The 21,764-nt window shown below is 71.1% G+C and carries 19 protein-coding genes and 1 pseudogene; 16 read left to right on the top strand and 4 right to left on the bottom strand.

Annotation, left to right across the window (positions count from 1 at the left end):
• Window positions 1-56: 56 nt before the first annotated feature.
• From ACFWRV_RS03330 to ACFWRV_RS03280, 11 genes and pseudogenes are all read left to right on the top strand, one after another.
• Complete coding sequence (locus ACFWRV_RS03330) at window positions 57-875, top strand: TetR family transcriptional regulator (protein ID WP_384327436.1); 819 nt, start codon at window positions 57-59, stop codon at window positions 873-875.
• A gap of 77 nt (window positions 876-952) precedes the next feature.
• Window positions 953-1,744, top strand: coding sequence for a GNAT family N-acetyltransferase (locus tag ACFWRV_RS03325; protein ID WP_384327433.1), 792 nt, complete (start codon window positions 953-955; stop codon window positions 1,742-1,744).
• A 356-nt stretch (window positions 1,745-2,100) separates the two neighbouring features.
• A complete protein-coding gene (gene ccrA, locus ACFWRV_RS03320; protein ID WP_384327430.1) occupies window positions 2,101-3,438 on the top strand; it encodes a crotonyl-CoA carboxylase/reductase in 1,338 nt (445 codons plus the stop codon).
• Between the two features lie 9 nt (window positions 3,439-3,447).
• Window positions 3,448-5,460, top strand: coding sequence for a protein meaA (locus ACFWRV_RS03315; protein ID WP_384327427.1), 2,013 nt, complete (start codon window positions 3,448-3,450; stop codon window positions 5,458-5,460).
• Window positions 5,457-6,431 (top strand): CoA ester lyase, encoded by a 975-nt coding sequence (locus ACFWRV_RS03310; protein ID WP_097875371.1) that lies wholly within the window; start codon window positions 5,457-5,459, stop codon window positions 6,429-6,431. The genes ACFWRV_RS03315 and ACFWRV_RS03310 overlap by 4 nt, the downstream gene beginning before the upstream one ends.
• A 2-nt stretch (window positions 6,432-6,433) precedes the next feature.
• Window positions 6,434-6,937 carry a MaoC family dehydratase gene (locus ACFWRV_RS03305; RefSeq protein ID WP_384327424.1) on the top strand — a complete coding sequence of 168 codons (504 nt, stop codon included), beginning with the start codon at window positions 6,434-6,436 and terminating at the stop codon, window positions 6,935-6,937.
• 49 nt (window positions 6,938-6,986) lie between these two features.
• On the top strand, window positions 6,987-8,192 hold the full coding sequence (locus ACFWRV_RS03300; RefSeq protein WP_003965075.1) for an acyl-CoA dehydrogenase family protein: 1,206 nt from the start codon (window positions 6,987-6,989) through the stop codon (window positions 8,190-8,192).
• A 180-nt stretch (window positions 8,193-8,372) separates the two neighbouring features.
• Window positions 8,373-9,020: a phosphatidylserine decarboxylase gene (locus ACFWRV_RS03295; RefSeq protein ID WP_003965076.1), complete on the top strand. Its 648-nt coding sequence runs from the start codon at window positions 8,373-8,375 to the stop codon at window positions 9,018-9,020.
• A gap of 22 nt (window positions 9,021-9,042) precedes the next feature.
• Complete coding sequence (pssA, locus tag ACFWRV_RS03290) at window positions 9,043-9,870, top strand: CDP-diacylglycerol--serine O-phosphatidyltransferase (protein ID WP_030722336.1); 828 nt, start codon at window positions 9,043-9,045, stop codon at window positions 9,868-9,870.
• Between the two features lie 275 nt (window positions 9,871-10,145).
• Window positions 10,146-10,997 carry a hypothetical protein gene (locus ACFWRV_RS03285; RefSeq protein ID WP_384327419.1) on the top strand — a complete coding sequence of 284 codons (852 nt, stop codon included), beginning with the start codon at window positions 10,146-10,148 and terminating at the stop codon, window positions 10,995-10,997.
• A gap of 32 nt (window positions 10,998-11,029) precedes the next feature.
• Window positions 11,030-13,207, top strand: a pseudogene (locus tag ACFWRV_RS03280) (bifunctional serine/threonine-protein kinase/ABC transporter substrate-binding protein); the annotation flags it as partial.
• Window positions 13,208-13,252: 45 nt separating this feature from the next.
• Here ACFWRV_RS03280 and ACFWRV_RS03275 read toward each other — a convergent pair.
• From ACFWRV_RS03275 to ACFWRV_RS03265, 3 genes are all read right to left on the bottom strand, one after another.
• Window positions 13,253-14,833: a DEAD/DEAH box helicase gene (locus tag ACFWRV_RS03275; protein WP_384327975.1), complete on the bottom strand. Its 1,581-nt coding sequence runs from the start codon at window positions 14,831-14,833 to the stop codon at window positions 13,253-13,255.
• 245 nt (window positions 14,834-15,078) lie between these two features.
• Complete coding sequence (locus tag ACFWRV_RS03270; protein WP_015609674.1) at window positions 15,079-15,282, bottom strand: cold-shock protein; 204 nt, start codon at window positions 15,280-15,282, stop codon at window positions 15,079-15,081.
• A 339-nt stretch (window positions 15,283-15,621) separates the two neighbouring features.
• Window positions 15,622-15,969: a MerR family transcriptional regulator gene (locus ACFWRV_RS03265; RefSeq protein WP_384327417.1), complete on the bottom strand. Its 348-nt coding sequence runs from the start codon at window positions 15,967-15,969 to the stop codon at window positions 15,622-15,624.
• 449 nt (window positions 15,970-16,418) lie between these two features.
• On the opposite strand from ACFWRV_RS03265, the gene ACFWRV_RS03260 reads away from it, so the two are divergent.
• The 5 genes from ACFWRV_RS03260 to ACFWRV_RS03240 all read left to right on the top strand — a co-directional run bounded on the left by ACFWRV_RS03260 (window position 16,419) and on the right by ACFWRV_RS03240 (window position 19,933).
• The gene (locus ACFWRV_RS03260) at window positions 16,419-16,973 is read left to right on the top strand and encodes a hypothetical protein (protein WP_384327414.1); all 555 of its coding nucleotides are present in this window, start codon (window positions 16,419-16,421) and stop codon (window positions 16,971-16,973) included.
• Between the two features lie 10 nt (window positions 16,974-16,983).
• Window positions 16,984-17,571, top strand: a complete 588-nt coding sequence (locus ACFWRV_RS03255; RefSeq protein WP_384327411.1) for a toxin — start codon at window positions 16,984-16,986, stop codon at window positions 17,569-17,571.
• Between the two features lie 66 nt (window positions 17,572-17,637).
• On the top strand, window positions 17,638-18,924 hold the full coding sequence (locus ACFWRV_RS03250) for an MAB_1171c family putative transporter (RefSeq protein WP_384327409.1): 1,287 nt from the start codon (window positions 17,638-17,640) through the stop codon (window positions 18,922-18,924).
• A complete protein-coding gene (locus tag ACFWRV_RS03245; RefSeq protein WP_384327406.1) occupies window positions 18,921-19,517 on the top strand; it encodes a hypothetical protein in 597 nt (198 codons plus the stop codon). Before ACFWRV_RS03250 ends, ACFWRV_RS03245 begins: the two co-directional genes overlap by 4 nt.
• Before the next feature lie 161 nt (window positions 19,518-19,678).
• Complete coding sequence (locus ACFWRV_RS03240) at window positions 19,679-19,933, top strand: hypothetical protein (protein WP_384327403.1); 255 nt, start codon at window positions 19,679-19,681, stop codon at window positions 19,931-19,933.
• Between the two features lie 27 nt (window positions 19,934-19,960).
• Here the strand turns inward: ACFWRV_RS03240 and ACFWRV_RS03235 are convergent, their stop codons facing one another.
• Window positions 19,961-21,691 (bottom strand): SpoIIE family protein phosphatase, encoded by a 1,731-nt coding sequence (locus tag ACFWRV_RS03235; RefSeq protein ID WP_384327400.1) that lies wholly within the window; start codon window positions 21,689-21,691, stop codon window positions 19,961-19,963.
• Between the last annotated feature and the right edge of the window lie 73 nt (window positions 21,692-21,764).

Genomic DNA, 21,764 nt, shown 5'->3' with positions numbered 1-21,764 from the left:
CCGGCGGCCCGCCCCCGCAGGCGCGCTCTCCTGCACCGATGCGTTACGTTCATGCCATGTCCCAGCCCGCCAAGTCACCCCGTGCCACCGCCGCGACCGACGCCCCGGAGGCCACCACCGCGGGAACCCGCGCCGCCGCCCAACGGCTCAAGATGCGCCGCGAACTGGCCGCCGCCGCGATGGAGCTCTTCGCCACGAAGGGCTACGAGGCGACCACCGTCGACGAGATCGCGGGCGCCGCGGGCGTCGCCCGGCGGACCTTCTTCCGCCACTTCCGCTCCAAGGAAGAGGCCATCTTCCCGGACCACGACGACACCCTCGTCAGGGCCGAGGCCGTCCTGAACGCCGCCCCCGCGCACGAGCACCCGCTCGACACCGTCTGCCGCGGCATCAAGGAAGTCATGAAGATGTACGCGGCCAAGCCCGCCGTCTCCGTGGCCCGTTACAAACTGACCCGCGAGGTGCCGACCCTCCGGGAGGCCGAGATCGCGTCGGTGGCCCGCTACGAGCGGCTGTTCACCCGCTATCTCCTGGGCCACTTCGACGAGCGCGACCACCACGTGGGCAACGACGACCCGCTGCTCGCGGAGGTCGCCGCGTCCGCCGTCGTCACCGCGCACAACCACGTGCTGCGCCGCTGGCTCCGGGCGGGCGGCCAGGGCGATGTCGAGGCCCAGCTCGACCGGGCCTTCGCCATCGTGCGCGACACCTTCGGCACGGGCATCGGGGCCGGCCGGACGGCGGGCGCCGAGCCCGAGCGCGCCCCGGCCGCGTCGGTGGCCGCGGACGGCGAGGTGCTCGTCGCGGTGGCGCGTACGGACGCCCCGCTGGACGAGGTCATGCGGACGATCCAGCAGGCCCTCAAGGACCGCTGAGGCCGGACGCGGGCCCCGCCGCGGGCGGGGCCGTAATCCGTTCGCGACGGCCGCGGCCCCGTGGTGGGGTTCCGACCATGCGAACCGACGAAGTACGCGCCCTGTACGACCGCACGATGCGCGAGCACGCCCGCCCCGACGGACCGGGCGTGCGGGTCGAGCGCGCCGGACCCGTCGTGCGCCAGGTGGGCGGGGCCGACGACTGGAACGGGGTCGTCTGGTCGTCCCCGGAGCTGGACGCGGAGGGGGCCGACGCGGCGATCAGGGCGCAGATCGAGCACTTCGGCGCGCTCGGCCACCAGGAGTTCGAGTGGAAGCTCCACTCCCCTGACCGGCCGGCCGATCTGGGCGACCGGCTGCGGGCGGCCGGATTCGCGCCGGAGCCGTCGGAGACCCTGCTGGTCGCCCCCGCGGGACTGCTGACCGGACCGGTCGCCCTGCCGGAGGGCGTCACACTGCGCCCCGTGACGGACGCGGCGGGGGCGGAGCTGATGGCGCTGGCCCATGAGCGGGCGTTCGGGGCGGACGGGACCCGCCTCCTGCACCAGGTCGTGAAGCGGCTGGCGGAGGCCCCCGACGACTTCGTGGCGCTCGTCGTCATGGCGGGCGGGGAGCCGGTCAGCTCGGCCCGTATGGAGCTGTGTCCGGGGACCGGCTTCGCTGGGCTCTGGGGCGGCGGGACGGTCGCCGCGTGGCGGGGCAGGGGCCTCTACCGGGCGCTGGTCGCCCACCGGGCCCGGATCGCCGTCGAGCGCGGCTACCGCTACCTCCAGGTCGACGCGAGCGGGATGTCGGCGCCGATCCTGGCCCGGCTCGGCTTCACGGCGCTCGGCACGACGACGCCGTATGTGTACCGAGGGGTCCGCTGACCGCCTGCCAGCAGGACAGAACGTCTCGTAACGCCCATCGTGTTGCTCATGCGTGCCCACGAGATGACAAGTGAGAGAAATTGTTGGCACTGGGTGCCTTGTCAGGTGTCACGGAGTGCCATACGTTGAAGGTGTCCGGGCGGCCGGCGTGCTGAGACCTCACACGTACGCCGGCTGTCCCCGCAACCACCGTGCTGCGCGCCCGGACGCCTGCGTCACAGGCACCCTTCTGCTCCACCGAGCAAAGCCGAGCTCCACCTGCCGAACCGACGGCAACACCTCCACACCGCACCGCTCTCCCTGCCAGCAGGGCCCCTCAAGCGTTCCCTCGACGCCGCATCACCGGAGGCAACACCGTGAAGGAAATCCTGGACGCGATTCAGTCGCAGGACAGCACCGCCGCGGACTTCGCGGCCCTGTCCCTCCCCGAGTCCTACCGCGCGATCACCGTGCACAAGGACGAGGCGGAGATGTTCGCGGGGCTCGAATCCCGTGACAAGGACCCCCGCAAGTCGATCCACCTGGACGACGTCCCGGTCCCCGAACTCGGCCCCGGCGAGGCCCTCGTCGCCGTGATGGCCAGTTCCGTGAACTACAACTCCGTCTGGACCTCGATCTTCGAGCCGGTGTCGACGTTCAGCTTCCTGGAGCGGTACGGGAAGCTCAGCGAGCTGACCAAGCGGCACGACCTGCCGTACCACGTCATCGGCTCCGACCTCGCGGGCGTCGTCCTGCGCACCGGCCCCGGCGTGAACGCCTGGAACCCGGGCGACGAGGTCGTCGCGCACTGCCTGTCGGTCGAGCTGGAGTCCTCCGACGGCCACAACGACACGATGCTCGACCCCGAGCAGCGCATCTGGGGATTCGAGACGAACTTCGGCGGCCTGGCGGAGATCGCCCTCGTCAAGTCCAACCAGCTGATGCCGAAGCCGAAGCACCTCAGCTGGGAGGAGGCCGCCGCTCCGGGCCTGGTCAACTCGACCGCGTACCGCCAGCTCGTCTCGCGCAACGGCGCGGGCATGAAGCAGGGCGACAACGTGCTGATCTGGGGCGCCAGCGGCGGACTCGGCTCCTACGCCACCCAGTTCGCGCTGGCCGGCGGCGCCAACCCGATCTGCGTGGTCTCCAGCCCGGAGAAGGCCGACATCTGCCGGCGGATGGGCGCGGAGGCGGTCATCGACCGCAATGCCGAGGGTTACAAGTTCTGGAAGGACGAGCGCACCCAGGACCCCAGGGAGTGGAAGCGCTTCGGCAAGAGCATCCGCGAGTTCACCGGCGGCGAGGACATCGACATCGTCTTCGAGCACCCCGGCCGCGAGACCTTCGGCGCCTCGGTCTACGTCACCCGCAAGGGCGGCACGATCACCACCTGCGCCTCCACCTCGGGCTACATGCACGAGTACGACAACCGCTACCTGTGGATGTCGCTCAAGCGCATCATCGGCTCCCACTTCGCCAACTACCGCGAGGCGTGGGAGGCCAACCGCCTGATCGCCAAGGGCAAGATCCACCCGACGCTCTCCAAGACGTACTCCCTGGAGGACACCGGCCAGGCCGCGTACGACGTCCACCGCAACCTGCACCAGGGCAAGGTCGGCGTCCTCGCGCTGGCCCCCCGCGAAGGGCTCGGCGTCCGCGACCAGGAACTGCGCGAGCAGCACATCGACGCCATCAACCGCTTCCGCAACGTCTGAGGTTCTCCGATGAACGAACGTCAGAAGGACCGGCCCTGGCTCATGCGGACGTACGCCGGTCACTCGACCGCCGAGGCGTCCAACGAGCTGTACCGCCGCAACCTCGCCAAGGGCCAGACGGGTCTCTCGGTCGCCTTCGATCTGCCGACGCAGACCGGATACGACCCGGACCACATCCTCGCCCGCGGCGAGGTGGGCCGTGTCGGTGTTCCCGTCTCGCACCTCGGTGACATGCGGCGGCTGTTCCAGGACATCCCCCTGGAGCAGATGAACACCTCGATGACGATCAACGCGACCGCCATGTGGCTGCTGGCGCTGTACCAGGTGGTCGCGGAGGAGCAGGGGGCCGACCCCACCAAGCTCCAGGGGACCACGCAGAACGACATCGTGAAGGAGTACCTCTCGCGCGGGACGCACGTCTTCCCGCCGGTGCCCTCGCTGCGGCTGACCACGGACATGATCACGTACACGGTCAACCGCATCCCCAAGTGGAACCCGATCAACATCTGCAGCTACCACCTCCAGGAGGCGGGGGCCACCCCGGTCCAGGAGATCGCGTACGCCATGTCGACCGCCGTCGCGGTGCTCGACGCGGTCCGCGACTCGGGCCAGGTGCCCGAGAAGAAGTTCGGTGACGTGGTCGCCCGCATCTCGTTCTTCGTGAACGCGGGCGTCCGCTTCATCGAGGAGATGTGCAAGATGCGCGCCTTCGGCCGCATCTGGGACCGCGTCACCCGTGAGCGGTACGGCATCACCGACCCCAAGCAGCGCCGCTTCCGCTACGGCGTGCAGGTCAACTCCCTCGGCCTGACCGAGGCGCAGCCGGAGAACAACGTCCAGCGCATCGTCCTGGAGATGCTGGCCGTCACCCTCTCCAAGGACGCCCGCGCCCGCGCGGTGCAACTGCCGGCCTGGAACGAGGCGCTGGGGCTGCCCCGGCCCTGGGACCAGCAGTGGTCGCTGCGGATCCAGCAGGTGCTGGCGCACGAGAGCGATCTGCTGGAGTACGAGGACATCTTCGCCGGTTCGCATGTCATCGAGGCCAAGGTGGAGACCCTGGTCGAGGAGTCGCTCGCGGAGATCGACCGGATCCAGCAGATGGGCGGCGCGATGGCCGCCGTCGAGTCCGGCTATCTCAAGTCCGAGCTGGTCTCCTCGCACGCGGCCCGGCGGGCCCGGATCGAGGGCGGCGAGGAGAAGATCGTCGGCGTCAACATCTACGAGTCCACCGAGCCCAACCCGCTCACCTCCGACCTCGACGGCGCGATCATGACGGTCGACCCCGAGAACGAGGCCCGGGTCGTCGCAGCCCTGCACGAGTGGCGGGACAACCGCGACGAGGCGCGCGCCTCCGAGGCGCTGGCCGCGCTGAAGAAGGCCGCCGCGGGCACCGAGAACATGATGGAAGCCACCGTCGAGTGCGCCCGCGCGGGCGTCACCACCGGCGAGTGGTCCTGGGCGCTGCGGGACGTCTTCGGCGAGTTCCGCGCGCCCACCGGGGTCTCCTCGGCCCCGGTCGCGGTCACCGCGGAGCCGGGCAGCACGCTCGCCCTGGTCCGCCAGAAGGTCACCCGTACCGCCGCCGACCTGGGGGTGGTGCGGCTGCGCCTGCTGGTCGGCAAGCCGGGCCTGGACGGGCACTCCAACGGGGCCGAGCAGATCGCCGTACGGGCCAGGGACGCCGGGTTCGAGGTGGTCTACCAGGGGATCCGGCTCACCCCCGAGCAGATCACCGACGCCGCGCTCGCCGAGGACGTGCACTGCGTGGGCCTCTCCATCCTCTCCGGCTCGCACGCGGAGCTGGTGCCCGACGTGCTGCACCGGCTGCGCGAGGCCGGGGCGCCGGACATCCCGGTGATCGCGGGCGGCATCATCCCGCCGGCCGACGCCGCCGCGCTCATCGCAGCCGGAGTGGCCGCCGTCTTCACCCCGAAGGACTTCGGCATCACCGAGATCATCGGCCGTATCGTCGACGAGATCCGGAAAGCGAACAAGCTCGACCCTCTGGAGGTCCCCGCATGACCACGCCCACCACCCCCGTGAACCGGCTGCGGCCTCGCCGCTCGTGCCTGGCCGTGCCGGGCTCGAACCCGCGCTTCCTGGAGAAGGCCCAGGGCCTCCCGGCCGACCAGGTCTTCCTGGACCTGGAGGACGCCTGCGCGCCGCTCGCCAAGGAGGGCGCCCGCCACCACATCGTCGACGCGCTGAACAACGGTGACTGGAGCGGCAAGACCCGGGTCGTGCGGGTCAACGACTGGACGACGCACTGGACCTACCGGGACGTCATCACGGTCGTCGAGGGGGCGGGTCCGAACCTCGACTGCATCATGCTGCCGAAGGTCCAGGACGCCCAGCAGGTCGTGGCGCTGGACCTGCTGCTGACCCAGATCGAGAAGACGATGGGCTTCGAGGTCGGGAAGATCGGCATCGAGGCGCAGATCGAGAACGCCAAGGGCCTGGTGAACATCGACGAGATCGCCGCCGCCTCGCCGCGTCTGGAGACCCTGATCTTCGGCCCGGCCGACTTCATGGCCTCGATCAACATGAAGACCCTGGTCGTCGGCCAGCAGCCGCCCGGCTACCCGGCGGACGCCTACCACTACATCCTGATGCGCATCCTGATGGCGGCCCGCACCCACGACCTCCAGGCGATCGACGGCCCGTTCCTCCAGATCCGTGACGTGGACGCCTACCGCGAGGTGGCCGGCCGCGCCGCGGCCCTCGGCTTCGACGGCAAGTGGGTGCTGCACCCGGGCCAGGTCGACGCGGCGAACGAGGTGTTCTCGCCCTCGCAGGAGGACTACGACCACGCCGAGCTGATCCTCGACGCCTATGACTGGTGCACCTCGGAGGAGGGCGGCAAGAAGGGCTCCGCGATGCTCGGCGACGAGATGATCGACGAGGCCAGCCGCAAGATGGCCCTGGTCATCGCGGGCAAGGGCCGGGCCGCCGGAATGCAGCGCACGTCCAAGTTCGAAGCTCCGGAGGCCTGATCATGCAGTTCGGACGCACGTATGAGGAGTTCGAGGTCGGTGCCGTCTACAAGCACTGGCCCGGAAAGACGGTCACGGAGTACGACGACCACCTCTTCTGTCTGCTGACCATGAATCACCACCCGCTGCACATGGACAGCAACTACGCGGAGAAGACGACCGACTTCGGGAAGAACGTGGTCGTCGGCAACTACGTCTACTCGCTGCTGCTCGGCATGTCGGTGCCGGACGTCTCCGGAAAGGCCATCGCCAACCTGGAGGTCGAGTCGCTCAAGCACATCGCGCCGACCTTCCACGGCGACACGATCTACGGCGAGACGACCGTGCTGGACAAGACCCCGTCGAAGTCCAAGAACGATCGCGGGATCGTGTACGTGGAGACCAAGGGCTACAAGCAGGACGGCACGGTCGTCTGCGTGTTCCGGCGCAAAGTGATGGTCCCCACCGAGACGTACATCAAGGAGCGGGGCGGCGAGCAGCCGGGCCGCCCGACGCCCGCCAAGTAACTGTGTGAAGCCTTAAGGCCATCCGCGTGAAGCCACAGGAGAAGCAGCCATGACGCGACTCGCCCAGACCGCCGGTCTGAACGACATCCAGCGGGAAATCCTTTCCACGGTCCGGGATTTCGTCGACAAGGAGATCATTCCGGTCGCGACCCAGCTGGAGCACCGCGACGAGTACCCCACGGAAATCGTCGAGGGGCTCAAGGAACTCGGCCTCTTCGGGCTGATGATCCCCGAGGAGTACGGGGGTCTGGGTGAGTCACTGCTCACCTATGCGCTGTGCGTGGAGGAGATCGCGCGCGGCTGGATGAGCGTGTCGGGCATCATCAACACGCATTTCATCGTGGCCTACATGCTCAAGCAGCACGGCACGCAGGAGCAGAAGGACACGTTCCTGCCGCGGATGGCGCTCGGCGAGGTGCGGGGCGCTTTCTCGATGTCCGAGCCGGCGCTCGGCTCGGACGTCTCGGCGATCTCGTCGAAGGGCGTGAAGGACGGCGAGGAGTATGTTCTCAACGGCCAGAAGATGTGGCTGACGAACGGCGGAACCTCCACGCTGGTGGCCGTTCTGTGCCGAAGTGACGAAGGCCACCCCGAGGGGACCGCGCCGCACAAGTCGATGACGACCTTCCTCGTCGAGAAGGAGCCCGGCTTCGGAGAGGTCCGGCCCGGCCTGACCATCCCCGGGAAGATCGACAAGATGGGCTACAAGGGCGTCGACACGACCGAGCTCATCATGGACGACCTGCGCATTCCGGCCAATCGTGTGCTCGGGGGCACGACAGGCCGAGGGTTTTACCAAATGATGGACGGCGTCGAAGTCGGGCGGGTGAATGTGGCCGCACGTGGTTGCGGGGTCGCACAGCGTGCATTCGAGCTGGGCGTTTCGTACGCGCAGCAGCGCCACACCTTCGGCAAACCGATCGCCCAGCACCAGGCGATCCAGTTCAAACTGGCCGAAATGGCCACCAAGGTCGAAGCCGCTCATGCGATGATGGTCAATGCAGCACGTAAAAAGGACTCCGGGGAACGAAACGACCTGGAGGCAGGGATGGCGAAGTACCTCGCCTCCGAGTACTGCAAGGAAGTCGTCGAGGACGCCTTCCGTATCCACGGCGGCTACGGCTTCTCCAAGGAGTACGAGATCGAGCGCCTCTACCGTGAGGCGCCGATGCTGCTGATCGGTGAAGGTACCGCCGAGATCCAGAAAATGATCATTGGCCGGCGCCTCTTGGAGGAGTACCGATTCCAGGGCTGATTGTCCGTTTCAGGGTGATTTGGTGGCGAAGAACATCACACCGGGTCACCCTCGACGGGCGGCGTTCGACAGTCCGACTCGGCTGCTGGCTTGCCCAGTTGCGCCCGGCAACCGATAGCATCTTCGGAAAGCCGCCGTCCCCCGTTGCCAGCGCGGCATCATCCGCTACGAAGGTCATCCATGCCCGACAGCACTTCCTCCGCATCCCGCGGCGGGGTCCGCATCGCCCGCGGAGCATCGCCGTGGCTCCTGCCGACCGTCGCCACCGCAGCCCTCAGCCTGGCCCGCGCCCGCAAGTCGGGGCGCTGGGCGGCAGTGGCCGTGCCCACCACCGCGCTCGCGGCGGGCATGCTGTGGTTCTTCCGTGACCCCGAGCGCGAGATCACCGACGGCCGGGTCATCTCCCCGGCCGACGGCGTGGTGCAGAGCATCATGCCGTGGAAGGACGGGCGCACCCGCGTCGCGATCTTCATGAGCCCGCTCAACGTCCACGTCAACCGCGCGCCCCTGGCGGGCACCGTGACGTCGGTCGAGCACATCCCGGGCGGGTTCGTTCCGGCGTTCAACAAGGAGAGCGAGAACAACGAGCGCGTTGTCTGGCACTTCGACACCGAGCTCGGAGACATCGAGATGGTGCAGATCGCGGGAGCGGTCGCCCGTCGAATCGTGCCGTACCTCCCCGAGGGCACGAAGGTGGAGCAGGGCGAGCGCATCGGCCTGATCCGCTTCGGCTCGCGCGTGGACATCTACCTCCCGGAAGGTATCGATGTCGCGGTCGAGGTCGGTCAGGCCACCACCGCGGGGGTGACTCGAATTGACCGTGATTGATCCTGATACCAAGGCCGGCTGGGTGCCGGAGGCCGACGACGAGAACGACGTCGACGGCACGGAGGACATGCCGCTGTCGATGCGGCTGTCGATAGCGGACACGCTCACGCTCGGTAACGCGACGTGCGGGTTCATGGCGGTGTACTTCACCACCACGGGCATTCTGATCCCGCACCTCACGGGCAGCGACGAGACGGGCATGGCCCGGCACTCGGCCGCCACCGCCGTGATCCTCATGCTGATGGCCGCGATCTTCGACCTGTTCGACGGGCTCGTGGCGCGCAAGCTGCGCTCCTCGCCGATGGGCGCCGAGCTGGACAACCTCTCGGACCTCATCAGCTTCGGGCTCGCGCCGGCCTACTTCGTGCTCGTGTACGGCATGGTCGCCGACGACGCCCATCAGCGGGTGTCGGCGCTGGCGGCGATCGTGGTGCTGCTGGCGGTGGTCCTCAGGCTGGCCAGATTCTCCTGCGTGACCCTGAAGGACGGCATGTTCCAGGGCATGCCGAGCCCCTTCGGAGCGCTGACGGTCGTCTCGATCGTGCTCCTGGAGCTGCCCTTCGTGCCGACGCTGCTCGCGATCGTCGGCGTGGCATGGCTGATGGTGAGCCGGGTGGAGTACCCCAAGCCGCGGGGCGTCCTCGCGGTGGCGATGCTCGGCTGGATCGTGGCCGCGATGGGGCTGCTCGCCGCGTGGGCGTTCGACGCGCCCGGCGGTCAGCTGCTGCTCCAGACGGGCTGCGCGCTCCAGGTGGTGCTCGGCGCGGTGATCCCGCTGTTCGCCACGGCACGGCGCGTGAACACGTTCCGCGACAACCGGCGCGAGGCGCGGGCGGCGCAGCTGCCGTAGCGGTACGTGTGTGAACCAGGGCGAGAGCCCGGATGCTCCCCGGCATCCGGGCTCTCGTGCGTTCCCGGCACGTCCGGAAGGCCGCCTCGATGCCGCCTACCACCGGACGCGTCCCGCCACCAGAGGCGAAGCCCTCTCGGTGGCTGAGAATTTTCGGCAGCGAGGTGAGTACCGGGTTTCCGTCCCTCCGCCGTACCCGGCTTCTAGAATCGCCTCGCAACCGATACCCGGGCCATTTCGGCCAGGGCGCGGCGGGGGGACCAGGGGGGTCCGGGATGAAGCTGATGCTGGTGGGGACACGCGTGGTGGCGGTCGCGGCGGCGGGGGTGCTGCTGGCCGGATGTGGCGGGTCGGCGTCGAAGGACAAGAAGGCCGGGCCCGACCCGAAACCGAGCGGATCGGCGAAGCAGGGCGGCCCGGCGACCGGCGGGGAGAAGACCGGGGCCTCCGGGAAGCCGGGCGCGAAGGAGTCCACGCTGCCGGGAGCGCTGCCCAGCGCCTACGACTTCACGCCGGACCCCGCCCGGGTCCCGAAGACCGCGGCCCAGGCACGGAAGCTGACCCGTAACGCCGCGCTCGGGGAGTCCGACTGGACGGCGGGGATGGTCCGGCACACCCCGTACGAGAGCGGCGGCAGCTGGCCCGTGCTCCCGGAATCCTGCGTCTGGACCCGTTCCGCGCTGCCCTCCGGCGTGCTGGACAGCTTCACGCGGCGGCTCGACGTCCCGGCGACGGGCGGCAAGGGGCGGGTCCAGGGAGCGGTGACCGTGACCGTGCACCGGACCGAGGCGGGGGCCGACGAGGAGATCAAGGACACCGTCCAGGAGAGCTTCCGCTGCCCGCAGCAGGAGCTGGGCGGCGGACAGCGTCTCAGCGGTCTGATGTCCCTCCGGTTCGACCAGAAGGACGTGCGCAACGCGGACGCCTCGCTGTTCGAGGCGGGGAAGTACACGGGTCCGGAGTCGGGCGGGATCCAGGACTACGTATGGTCCAAGTCGCGGATCGGCCCGGTGACGACGGCCGTGTCGGTCAAGGGCGCGAAGGGCTACACGAACACCGACCTGCTGCGGATCGCCGCCGAGGGCGGCGCGAAGGTGCTCTACCGCGTCGAGCTGGAACTGAAGTGACCGCGGGCCCGGACGAAAGGCACTGACCCCTGATGGAACCGCTCCGTTCCACCGACCCGGCCCGGATCGCCGGATACCGCGTCCTCGGCCGGCTCGGCGCCGGGGGCATGGGCGTGGTGCTGCTGGGCCGGTCACCCGGCGGCTCGCTGGTGGCGATCAAGCTGATCCGCGCCGAGTACGCCGACGACACCGGCTTCCGGGCCCGCTTCCGGCGGGAGGTGGCCATCGCCCGGCAGGTCCGCAACCGGTGGGCGGTGCCGGTGGTCGACGCGGACACCGAGGCGCCGGCGCCTTGGCTGGCCACCGAGTTCGTGCCGGGGCCGGCCCTGAGCGAGGCGGTCGGCGGCGGGGGGCCGCTGCCGGAACGCGGGGTCCGGGCGCTGGGCTCCATGCTCGCGGAGGCGCTGGAGGCCGTCCACGCGGCGGGTCTGGTGCACCGGGACGTGAAGCCCGGCAACGTGCTGCTGGGCCTCGACGGCCCCCGGCTGATCGACTTCGGGATCGCCCGGGCCCTGGACGACACCGTCCTCACGGCGACGGACGTGATCGTCGGCTCCCCCGGCTTCCTCTCGCCCGAGCAGGCCCAGGGGCGGCGGATCGGCCCGGCGAGCGACGTCTTCTCGCTGGGCTGCGTCCTGGTGTACGCGGCCACCGGCGGCCGGCCGTTCGGCACCGGCCCGGTGGAGGCGATGCTGTTCCGCACCGTGCACGACACGGCGGACCTGAGCGCGCTGCCGCCCGGGCTGCTCCCGGTCGTCGAGGCGTGCCTCGCCAAGGAGCCCGAGGACCGTCCGACGGCTGCGGACATCCGGCAGGCGCTCGCCGAGGACCTGTCGGGCGGCAGCTGGCTGCCCGGACCGGTCACGCATCTGATCGCCGAGCGCTCGGCGCGGATGCTCGCCCTGCCCGACATCGACGCGACCAGCCTGGACGCCCGCGCGGACGGCGGCCCGGACGCGGGCACGGGAACCGGTACGGACACGGGCACCGGGGGCGGTGGCCGGGACACGACCGCCGTCCCCGCCGCCCCCGGCCGTCGCCGCTTCCTCGCGTACGTCACCGGGGCCGCCGCCCTCGCCGCAGCGGGCTCCACCACCGCCTGGCTGGTCTCCTCCGGCGACGACAAGGACCCGGGCGGCGGCGAGAAGGGCGGGAAGGCGGCCCGCCCGGAGCTGCACATCGGGCTCCAGGCCGACCTCAGCGGCCCCTCGGCGGCTCTCGGCAAGGGCCAGGACCGGGCGGCGCGGCTCGCGGTGGCGGAGCACAACGCGCGGGGCGACGCGCCGTTCACGCTGCGGCTGACGACGGTCGACGACGGGGGCGAGGAGGAACGGGCGAAGGCGGCGGTGCGCCGGTTCGCCGAGGATCCGCTCCTGGTGGCCGCGCTCGGCGCGACCGGCACGGACGCGGCCCGGGAGGCGCTGGTCGCGTACGACGAGGCGGCGCTGCCGCTGCTCAGCGTGGTCGACGGGGACATCCGCCATCTGAACCGGATCTTCCTGTGCGCCCGGCCGCGCAACGACATGCAGATGCTGCCGGTGGCGCAGTTCCTCGGGGCCTACGAGATCGACAGGATCGCGCTGGTCGACGACGGCACCGAGTACGGCAGGCAGACCACCCGCTTCCTCGACACGGGGCTGCTCGGCAACGGCCGCACGGTGCTCGCGGAGACCGTGCGCGAAGGCACCCGGGACCTGGACGCCGAGGCCGAGCGGATCGCCGCGAGACAGCCGGGGGCGGTGGTGTACGGGGGTGGCTGGCGGGACGCCGGACGGTTCGCGAAGTCGCTGACCCGAGCCGGGTTCCTGGGGCCGAAGATCGGCACCCAGGCCGTGCACGACCCGCGGTTCCTGGCGGAGGCGGGCGAGGACGCGGCAGGCTGGCTGGTCGTCTCGACGGCCGCCGACCCCGCTTCCGTACCCTCGGTGCACCCGTTCGCGGCCGACTACCGCAGGCGCTTCGACCACGCGCCGCCGCTGTTCGCCGCCGAGGCGTACGACGCGGTCGGGCTGATCGCCGCCTGCGCCGAGGGGCTGGGCCGGGAGACGGTGACCCGCCAGGACCTGCTGCCCGCGCTGCGGACGACCTCGTACAAGGGCGTGTCCAAGAGCTACGCCTTCGAGTCCGCCAACGGGATGTACACCGGAACCGGGGTCTTCATCTACCGCGTGGAGCGGGGCCGCTTCCGGTACATCGGGATGGACGGCCGGGGGGGGGGGGGGCGGCCGGCGGCGCCCCGCCGCCGGCCGCACGGGTCACGCGGCGCGGTTGTTCCGGCGCTGCGCGGCGGCGGCGCGGGCCTCGGGCGTCGGCACACCGGGACGGCCGCGCCGGGCCGGGGCCCCGCCGCCGCGCTTGGTGCCGCGGCCCATGAACGCGCCGCCGCCGCTGCGGCCGGAGCGCTCCTTGGCCGGGGCGGAGATGACGACCGGGACGCCGGAGGGCGCCTGCGCGCCGGTGATCCGGCTCAGCTCGGCCTCGCCGGAGCGGACCTGGGCGACCTGCGGGGTGATCCCGGCGTCCGCCATCAGCCGGGTCATCTCGCGGCGCTGATTGGGCAGCACCAGCGTGACGACGCTGCCGGACTCCCCGGCCCGGGCGGTACGGCCGCCGCGGTGCAGGTAGTCCTTGTGGTCGCTCGGCGGGTCCACGTTGACGACCAGGTCGAGGTTGTCGACGTGGATGCCGCGCGCCGCGACGTTGGTGGCGACCAGCACCGTGACGTGCCCGGTCTTGAACCGCTCCAGGGTGCGGGTGCGCTGCGGCTGGGACTTGCCCCCGTGCAGCGCCGCCGCCCGGACCCCGCTGTGCAGCAGGTGGTCGGTGAGCTTGTCCACGGCGTGCTTGGTGTCCAGGAACATGATCACGCGGCCGTCGCGGGCCGCGATCTCCGTCGTGGCCGCGTACTTGTCGGCGCCCTGGACGTACAGGACGTGGTGCTCCATCGTCGTGACCGCACCGGCGGCCGGGTCGACGGAGTGCACGACCGGGTCCTTCAGGTAGGTCCGCACCAGCAGGTCGACGTTGCGGTCCAGGGTGGCCGAGAACAGCATCCGCTGCCCGTCCGGGTTCACCTGGTCGAGCAGCTCGGTGACCTGCGGCATGAAGCCCATGTCGGCCATCTGGTCGGCCTCGTCGAGGACGGTGATGGTGACCCGGTCCAGCCGGCAGTCGCCGCGCTCGATCAGGTCCTTGAGGCGGCCCGGGGTCGCGACGACGACCTCGGAACCACCGCGCAGCGCGCTGGCCTGGCGGCCGATGGACATGCCGCCGACCACGGTGGCGATCCGCAGCTTCAGCGACCGGGCGTACGGGGTGAGCGCGTCGGTGACCTGCTGGGCCAGCTCCCGGGTGGGGACGAGGACCAGGGCGAGCGGGCGCTTGGCGTCGGCGCGGCGGCCGGCGGTGCGGGCCAGCAGCGCGAGGCCGAAGGCGAGGGTCTTGCCGGAGCCGGTGCGGCCCCGGCCCAGGACGTCCCGGCCGGCCAGCGAGTTCGGCAGGGTGGCCGCCTGGATCGGGAAGGGCACGGTCATGCCCTCGGCGACCAGCGCCGCCTTCAGCGGTGCGGGCATCTCCAGCTCGCCGAAGGTCTCGGCGGCGGGAAGGGCCGGGGTGACCGTCACCGGCAGGGCGAACTCGCCCTTGACGCCGGAGGCGGAGCGGCGGCCGTAGCCACCGGACCGGCCCGAGCCGCCCGAGCCGCCGGACCGCTTCGGGCCGCCGCCGAAGCCGGCGGCCCGGCGCTCGCCGCCGCCACCGCCGGAGTAGCGGGGGGCGCCGCCGGAACGCGTCCGGGAGAATCGGTCGTTCGAGCGGGGTGTGCGTTCGCGGTTCATGCAGAACCTTTCCTCGATGGGGCACGTATCGAGGGATTCTTTTTCGGGAAGCGACCGTGAACGGCACCCAGAATCGCAAGAACGAGCCGATGAAATGACAAAAGAAAACGAAGCCCGGCCGCCGGGAATGATTTCACCGGACGCGGCTCCGTCGGGGGCCGCGCGCAGCGCGCCCCGGAAACGCCAACGAGCTGGGGCCCGCACCCCAAGGTGCGGGCCCCAGCTGCGCAGTGCTGCCTGAGTGATCAGGCGGGGGTGATGTTCTCGGCCTGCGGGCCCTTCTGGCCCTGCGTGACGTCGAAGTTCACCTTCTGGCCCTCCTGCAGCTCACGGAAGCCGGAGGCGGCGATGTTGGAGTAGTGGGCGAAGACGTCGGCGCCGCCGCCGTCCTGCTCGATGAAGCCGAAGCCCTTTTCCGCGTTGAACCACTTCACGGTGCCAGTAGCCATGTCATATCTCCTTAGGGGCAGAGCCCGCGGGCCCACACTGTGCGGACCCCACGTCGCCGCGATGATTACCCCGTCCGGAAGAACACCGGAAATACAAAAGTGCGCCCGCCGACATCCGACCGGCAAGAACACTTGAAGTTTTTGGGAACCACAACTGCAACTGAGATCAACACTAGCACGAGGGAGCCGTGAGAGGCGGGTGCCTAATATCACCGGCCGTGTCGGAACAGATCCGGAACATAAAAGCCTCATCGCACATTGCGCGAAATTCTGTGCTGACGAATGCAGATATTTTCCGGGGCCGCGCGGGGCCTTCCGCACCCCGGGGCGCGGCGGCCGTCAGCGCTCGGCGGGACCGCCGGAGCGGGCGGACCGGCCGCGCAGCTCCTCGTTGAGGCGCAGCGCCTCCTCCAGCTGGTCCTCCAGGATGACGATGCGGCAGGCGGCCTCGATGGGCGTGCCGGCGTCGACCAGATCGCGGGCGCGGGCGGCGATGCGCAACTGGTAGCGGGAGTAACGGCGGTGGCCGCCCTCGGACCGCAGCGGGGTGATCAGGCGGGCCTCGCCGATCGCCCGGAGGAACCCCGGCGTCGCACCGATCATCTCCGCGGCTCGCCCCATCGTGTAGGCGGGGTAATCGTCGTCGTCGAGCCGGTCGGTGGCGTGCGTGGGGGTCTCCGGGGGCATCTGCACCTCTTCCGTCACGCGTGACCGGAGGAGCCGGGCGCCGTACGCCTGCGGGGTGCGCCTCTGCTGCGTACCGCTGTTTCACGTGACTGCACAAGAAACCCTAATCGCCCGGCAAGGCCATGTCTATCGCGGCCGGAACAGATTCGGGCCGCCGGGAAGGGCCCGACGGGTCCGCCGTCGCGGCCTTCCGGCGGATCACTGACCGACCGGTCAGTTGTCGTCGGGAGCACCGCGGGGCCATAATGCACGCGTAGCCCTTCACGCATCCCCCGTCGTGAAGGGCTACACCCCTGTCCGGAGCCTTCTCGGGGCGTCGCGGGGCACAGGTTCATTCACGGGCAGGGGACTCCCCTCGTGGTCCCCTGCCCGTGTTTTTTCGAGTTAACAGTGACGTAGAGTGTTTCCGCAAGCTCAGTTCCGACTCCGAGGTGATCATGGAGGCCCGGATGGCCATGGACGACGGCGACGAACGCGGTCCGGAACCCGTCGAACGCCCCGGTCCGGAACCCGTCGACCCTCCTGGCCCGGACGAGCTGCCCCGCCTCGACACCCTGCGGGAAAAAGTCGAATACATGGTCGAGAAGACCTTCCCCGGCCAGAAGATCTCGGGCCGGGTCTTCGCCGAGCTGGTCCGCGACCGCGGCGGTTCCCTGTCCCACAGCTACTTCTCCAACATCCTGGCCGGCAAGGTCACCCAGCCGTCCGAGGACATCCTCAAGGCCCTCGGCCTGGGGTTCGGCGTGGACTGGCGCTTCTTCAAGGAGGAGTCCGAGGTCGTCGACGACGTCGTCGCCGGGCTCCAGTTCCTGGCCAAGCGGCGCACCGGGGAGATCAGCGGACTGGCCGGCCGGGGGCTGGACGACGACGGGCTCCCGCCGGAACTGCTGCGGTTCGCCCTGTCCCTGCTGGAGGACGCTGCCCGGGAGGGGGAGGGCCCGGACGGGGAGAGCGGCGGGAAAGATTCCGGCGCGAATCACCGCCCCGGGGGTCCGGCAGCGTAGCGTCTTGGTCATGTCCCTGCGGAAACTGCGGAAAGAGTGCGAGGCCGGGCTCGCCGACCTGCCCCTCCCGGTTCCCTTCACGCTGGACGGGCTCGTCGCGAACATGGAGGAGGCCCGTGGGCGCACGATCCGGCTGCACGAGATGCCGGACCGCCTCGCCCGGGTCAACGCCGCCTGCGGGCTGCGCCTGAAGGCGGGCGGCACCAGCCTCGTCCTCTACCGCCGCAGGCCGACCGCGTACCAGACCCAGCACGTCATCCTGCACGAGCTGTGCCACGAGTGGTTCGACCACGGCACCACGCTCGACGCGGAGCAACTGCGCGCGCTCCTCCCGGTCTTCGACACCTCGCTGATCGCCCGGATGATCTCCCCTGCCGCCGCCGAGTCCTTCGCCTCCGGCGGCGGCACCGTCCAGGCCCGTGCGCAGTACGACACCCACGACGAACGCATGGCCGAATTCGGTGCCTCCCTGATCCCCAGAATGGCGCGGGACCTCACCACCGATGACATGGTGGGGCGGCTGGACAACTCCCTGTCCCGCCCGGTGGCCCACCGACGGCGCGGCCTCTTCCCCGGAAGACGGCCCGCCGGCGGCTGACACGTGCCATCACCCCCGACCCGCGGGCTCCGCCCCGCATCCCCGACCCCGAGGACGAACCCCGCCGTGACCCCCCTCGATCTCGCCGGCTACCTGATAGCCGGCCTGATGACGGCCGTTGCCCTGTGGCGTATGCCCGCTGCCCTGTGGGGCGACGAGGAGGACCGCAGACGCCGGGCCCTGTGGGGCTGCTACGCCGGATTCGCCATCGCCCTGTGGACGAAGACCGAGGCGGTGCGCATCGGCCTCAACAACAGCGCCGTCACCGACCTCGCCGTCCTCATCAAGCACTACACCGCGACGGTGGCGATTCTGGCCATCCTCAGCTACATCGTGGCCATCTACGGCAGCTACCCCGAAGAGGGCGCGGTCCCCCGCCACGTACGGTTCGCGCGGCTCGTCCAGAAGCTGGCGGCCAAGGCGTCCGTCGCCACGCTGATCCTGCTGACCGTCCTGTTCTTCACCGTCGTCGACCGCTCCGAGCCCTCGGACCGCTTCGTCTCCGACCACGCCGGGGAGGGGGGCGCCACGCTCTACATGAGCGTCTTCTACCTCTACCTCGGGGCCGCCTCCGCCGTGTGCGCCTTCCAGTGGGCGCTGGCCACCCTCGACGCCCGGCGACGGCATCTGCGCATCGGGCTCGGGATGATGACGTTCGCGATGTTCATCGGCGTCGGCTACACCGTCAGCCGCACCCTCTTCCTGTGGATCAGCGTGGTCGACGAGCCGAGCGAGGCGTTCGCCCTGCGGTTCGACCAGATCACCGAGGCGGCGCAGCTGGTGCTGTTCGCCTTCTTCGCGCTCGGCGCGTCCATCCCCGCCTTCGCGGCCGGTGCGCGCCGGGCCAGGCTGTGGCGGGCCCAGGTCAAACTGCACGCCCTCTGGTACGAGTTGATGGCCGCGTTCCCGGAGCAGCCGTTCGACCCGCCCGCCCCGCTGGCCCGCGAACTGACCCGGTTCAACGTCCCGGCCGACCTGCGGGTGGACCGCTGGGCCGCCGACATCGCGGACGCGGCGGAGAAGCTGCGCCACTACGTGCCCGACGGGCTGCTCGCCGCCGCCGAAGGGGCCGCCGCCCGCGACACGGACGAGCCGCGCCGCGCCGAGTCCCTCACCGACGCCTACTGGATCCGGGCCGCCCTGCTCGCGAAGGAGTCCGGCGCGGCCGCCGGAGGAGCCGCATTGGTCGCCGCCCAGCACGCGGCGGACCAGGACGGCGAGGTGGCCCGGCTGGTCCGGGTGGCCGCCGCGTACCGGACGGTCGACGAGGAGCGCGCCCGCGCGGTCCTCGCGGCCGCGACAGCCGACCCCGCCCGCACGACCGACGCCCGCACCACGGAGACGAGCGCATGACCGGCACCACGGACACCACCCCCGCCACGGCGCCGGTGGCGCGCACCGTCACCGACGTCCTCCAGCCGCGCAACGTCCTGCTGGCGGGCATGCTCGGCATCGGCCTCGCGGCGGCGGGCGACTGGACGGGGCTGCTCTGGGGCTTCCTCGGGGCGCTCTGCGCCGGGCTGATCCCGGCGGGGTACATCGAGTGGGAGCGCGGGCGCGGCACCTGGGGCGACCGCCATGTGGTGGACCGCACCAAGCGGGCGCCGATCTTCTTCGTGATCCTGGGCTCGATCGGCGCCGGCTCGGTGGTGATGGTGCTCGGGAACGCGCCCACCGGGATCCTCGTCGCGATGCTCGCGCTGTGGGTGATGACGATCGGCCTGCTGGCCGTCAACACGGTCTGGAAGATCTCGGTCGACTCGGCGGTAGCCTCGGCGGCCGTCTCGCTCCTGGCCGTCGTGCACTCTCCCTGGTGGATCGCCGCGTACGCGCTGACGGCGGCGGTCTGCTGGTCCCGGGTCGCCCTCGGCTACCACACCGTCGCCCAGACCCTGGCGGGCGCGGGGCTGGGGGCGGCGACGACGGTGGCGTACGTCTTCGTCTGAGGACGAGGACGAGGACAGGGACAAGAACGAGGACGAGGGCCGGGGCGAGCGGGCAGCCGGGCCGCGGGCCGTTCCCGTTGCGGGGGCGGCGGACACCCGGTTACGTGTACGGGGAGGGCTCGCCCGCGACGGGACGGCCCCGCAGGCTGGAGGTGCCTCCGATGGCGAAGAAGGCGAAGAACCGGTCCGCGCCCGCCAAGGGCCTGCGCGGCGGCAAGGCCGGGCTCCTGCTGAGCCTGGGCAGCAGCGCGCTCGCGGTCGTCAGGGCGTCCAAGCAGGTCCGCCGGGCAAGGGGCACCCACGACAAGCTGACAACGGCCGACGCGGTGGCGGGGCTGCTGCCGCTGATCACCTCGGCCGCGCTCGTACTCCGCCAGCTGCGAGGCCGGCGCCGGGAGAACCCGGAAGCGGCCTGAGCCCCACTCCTCCCGCGGCGGGCACCGTCACTCCGAAGGGGTCGGCCGCACGACCGGCGGGCCCTCGCGGATCCGGGAGGCGAGGACGGCGATGTCGTCCTCCGCGTCCTCGCCGAACCGGTCCAGCACCTCGTCCAGCAGGTCCTCCAGGCCTCCGCCCGGCGGCATGGTCAGCGAGGCCAGCCGTCGCACGGACACGTCGATGTCCTCGCCCCGGCGCTCCACCAGCCCGTCGGTGTACATGAACAGCACGGTTCCCGGCCCGCAGGGCACGGACGCGGTGCTGTATCCGCCGAACCCGGTGCCGAGCGGGGGCCCCACCGGCACCGGCACCACCCGGGCCCCGCCGGCGCCCGGGTCGATGAAGACCGGGGGCAGATGGCCCGCGCTGGCCACCTCGCACACCCCGCCGAACCGGTCCACGACGGCGAGGAGACAGGTCGCCGCCCGGTCCAGACCCGACCGCTCGACCATGCCGTCGAGCTGCTCCAGGATCCGGTGCGGCGGCAGGTCCTCCCCTGCCAGCAGCCGCAGCAGCGAGCGGTACTGGCTCATCGCGACGGCCGCCTCCACCCCATGGCCCATGACGTCGCCCATCGCCTTCAGGTGCCGGCCGTCCTGGAGCGGTACGACGTCGTACCAGTCCCCGCCGACCAGGACGCCCTCGTCGGCGGGGAGGTAGCGGGTCGCGACCTCGACGTGGGAGTGGGGGCCCCAGGGCTCGGAGAGCAGGGAGCGCTGGAGCTCGCGGGCGATGCTGTGCTCATGGTCGTAGCGGCGTGCGTGGTCGAGGTCGACGCCCGCCCGGACGGCGAGTTCGCGGGCGACGGCCACGTCCTGGTCGCTGAAGGCGGGGGAGCCCTCGGCCCGGACGAGGCTGAGCGTGCCGAGCGGCCGGCTCCGGGCGGTGAGCGGGACGACGAGGGCCTGGCGCAGACCGAGCGCCCGGGAGGCGGCGATCCGGTCCGAGGTGAAGGCGCTGCGCCCTCGGCCGTGGTCCTCCCAGTCGTCGAGGACCGGCTCGTTCTCCGCCAGGCAGCGGGGCACCGCGGAGTCCGCCGCGAAGTCGACGTACTCCCCGGGATGGCCGAACCGCTGCACCTGCTCGTCGAGATCGCCGTCGCCGCGCAGCGCGGCCCGCCGGAGCCGTACGACGCCGGGGGCCGGGCGGCGTACGGAGTGCCCCACCTCGGACGGGAACACGTCGACCGCCGCGACGTCGGCGAACGCGGGCACCACGAACGCGGCGAGCTCACGGCAGGTGGTGTCCATGTCGAGCGTCGTACCGATCCGGACCGCGGCGGTGGAGAGCAGGGTGACGTGACCGCGGGCCTGTTCCAGCTCCTCGCGCTGACGGGCGAGGTCGGTGATCTCGACGACGATGGCCATCAGCCCGCAGCCCTCCCCGTCCGCGTCGAGCCGGTGGTACGTGGCCCGCCAGAGCCGCCGTTCCACCTCGGACACCGCCCACGTCTGCCCCCGGATCGTCTCCTCGCGGGGCTTGCCGTCGGCGAGGACGTCGCGCAGGGCGGCGGCCTGACCGCGCAGCTCGGGCAGCACCTGGGAGAAGGTCCGCCCGATGTGGGAGGCGGCGGGGAGGCCGTTGAGCCGTTCGAGGGCCGGGTTGACGTAGGTGTAGCGGAGATCGTGGTCGAGTACCGCGACGGCCGCGGGATTGCCGTCGAACAGGGCAGCGACGGTCCTCTGGTCGAAGAACGACGGCATGCCGTCGTCGCACGTGTCGGCCTGCAAGAGCATGCCTCCCGCCGCTCGTCGGCTCCCGAGTCTCCATCGTCGGCCGCCCCCTCCCGTACCGCATCCGCAGGGCGGC

The sequence above is a fragment of the Streptomyces sp. NPDC058576 genome, from assembly GCF_042718715.1.
Lineage (GTDB): Bacteria > Actinomycetota > Actinomycetes > Streptomycetales > Streptomycetaceae > Streptomyces.
The sequence above is the reverse complement of the archived record's forward strand: the minus strand, read 5'-3'. Positions and strand labels throughout refer to the sequence as shown.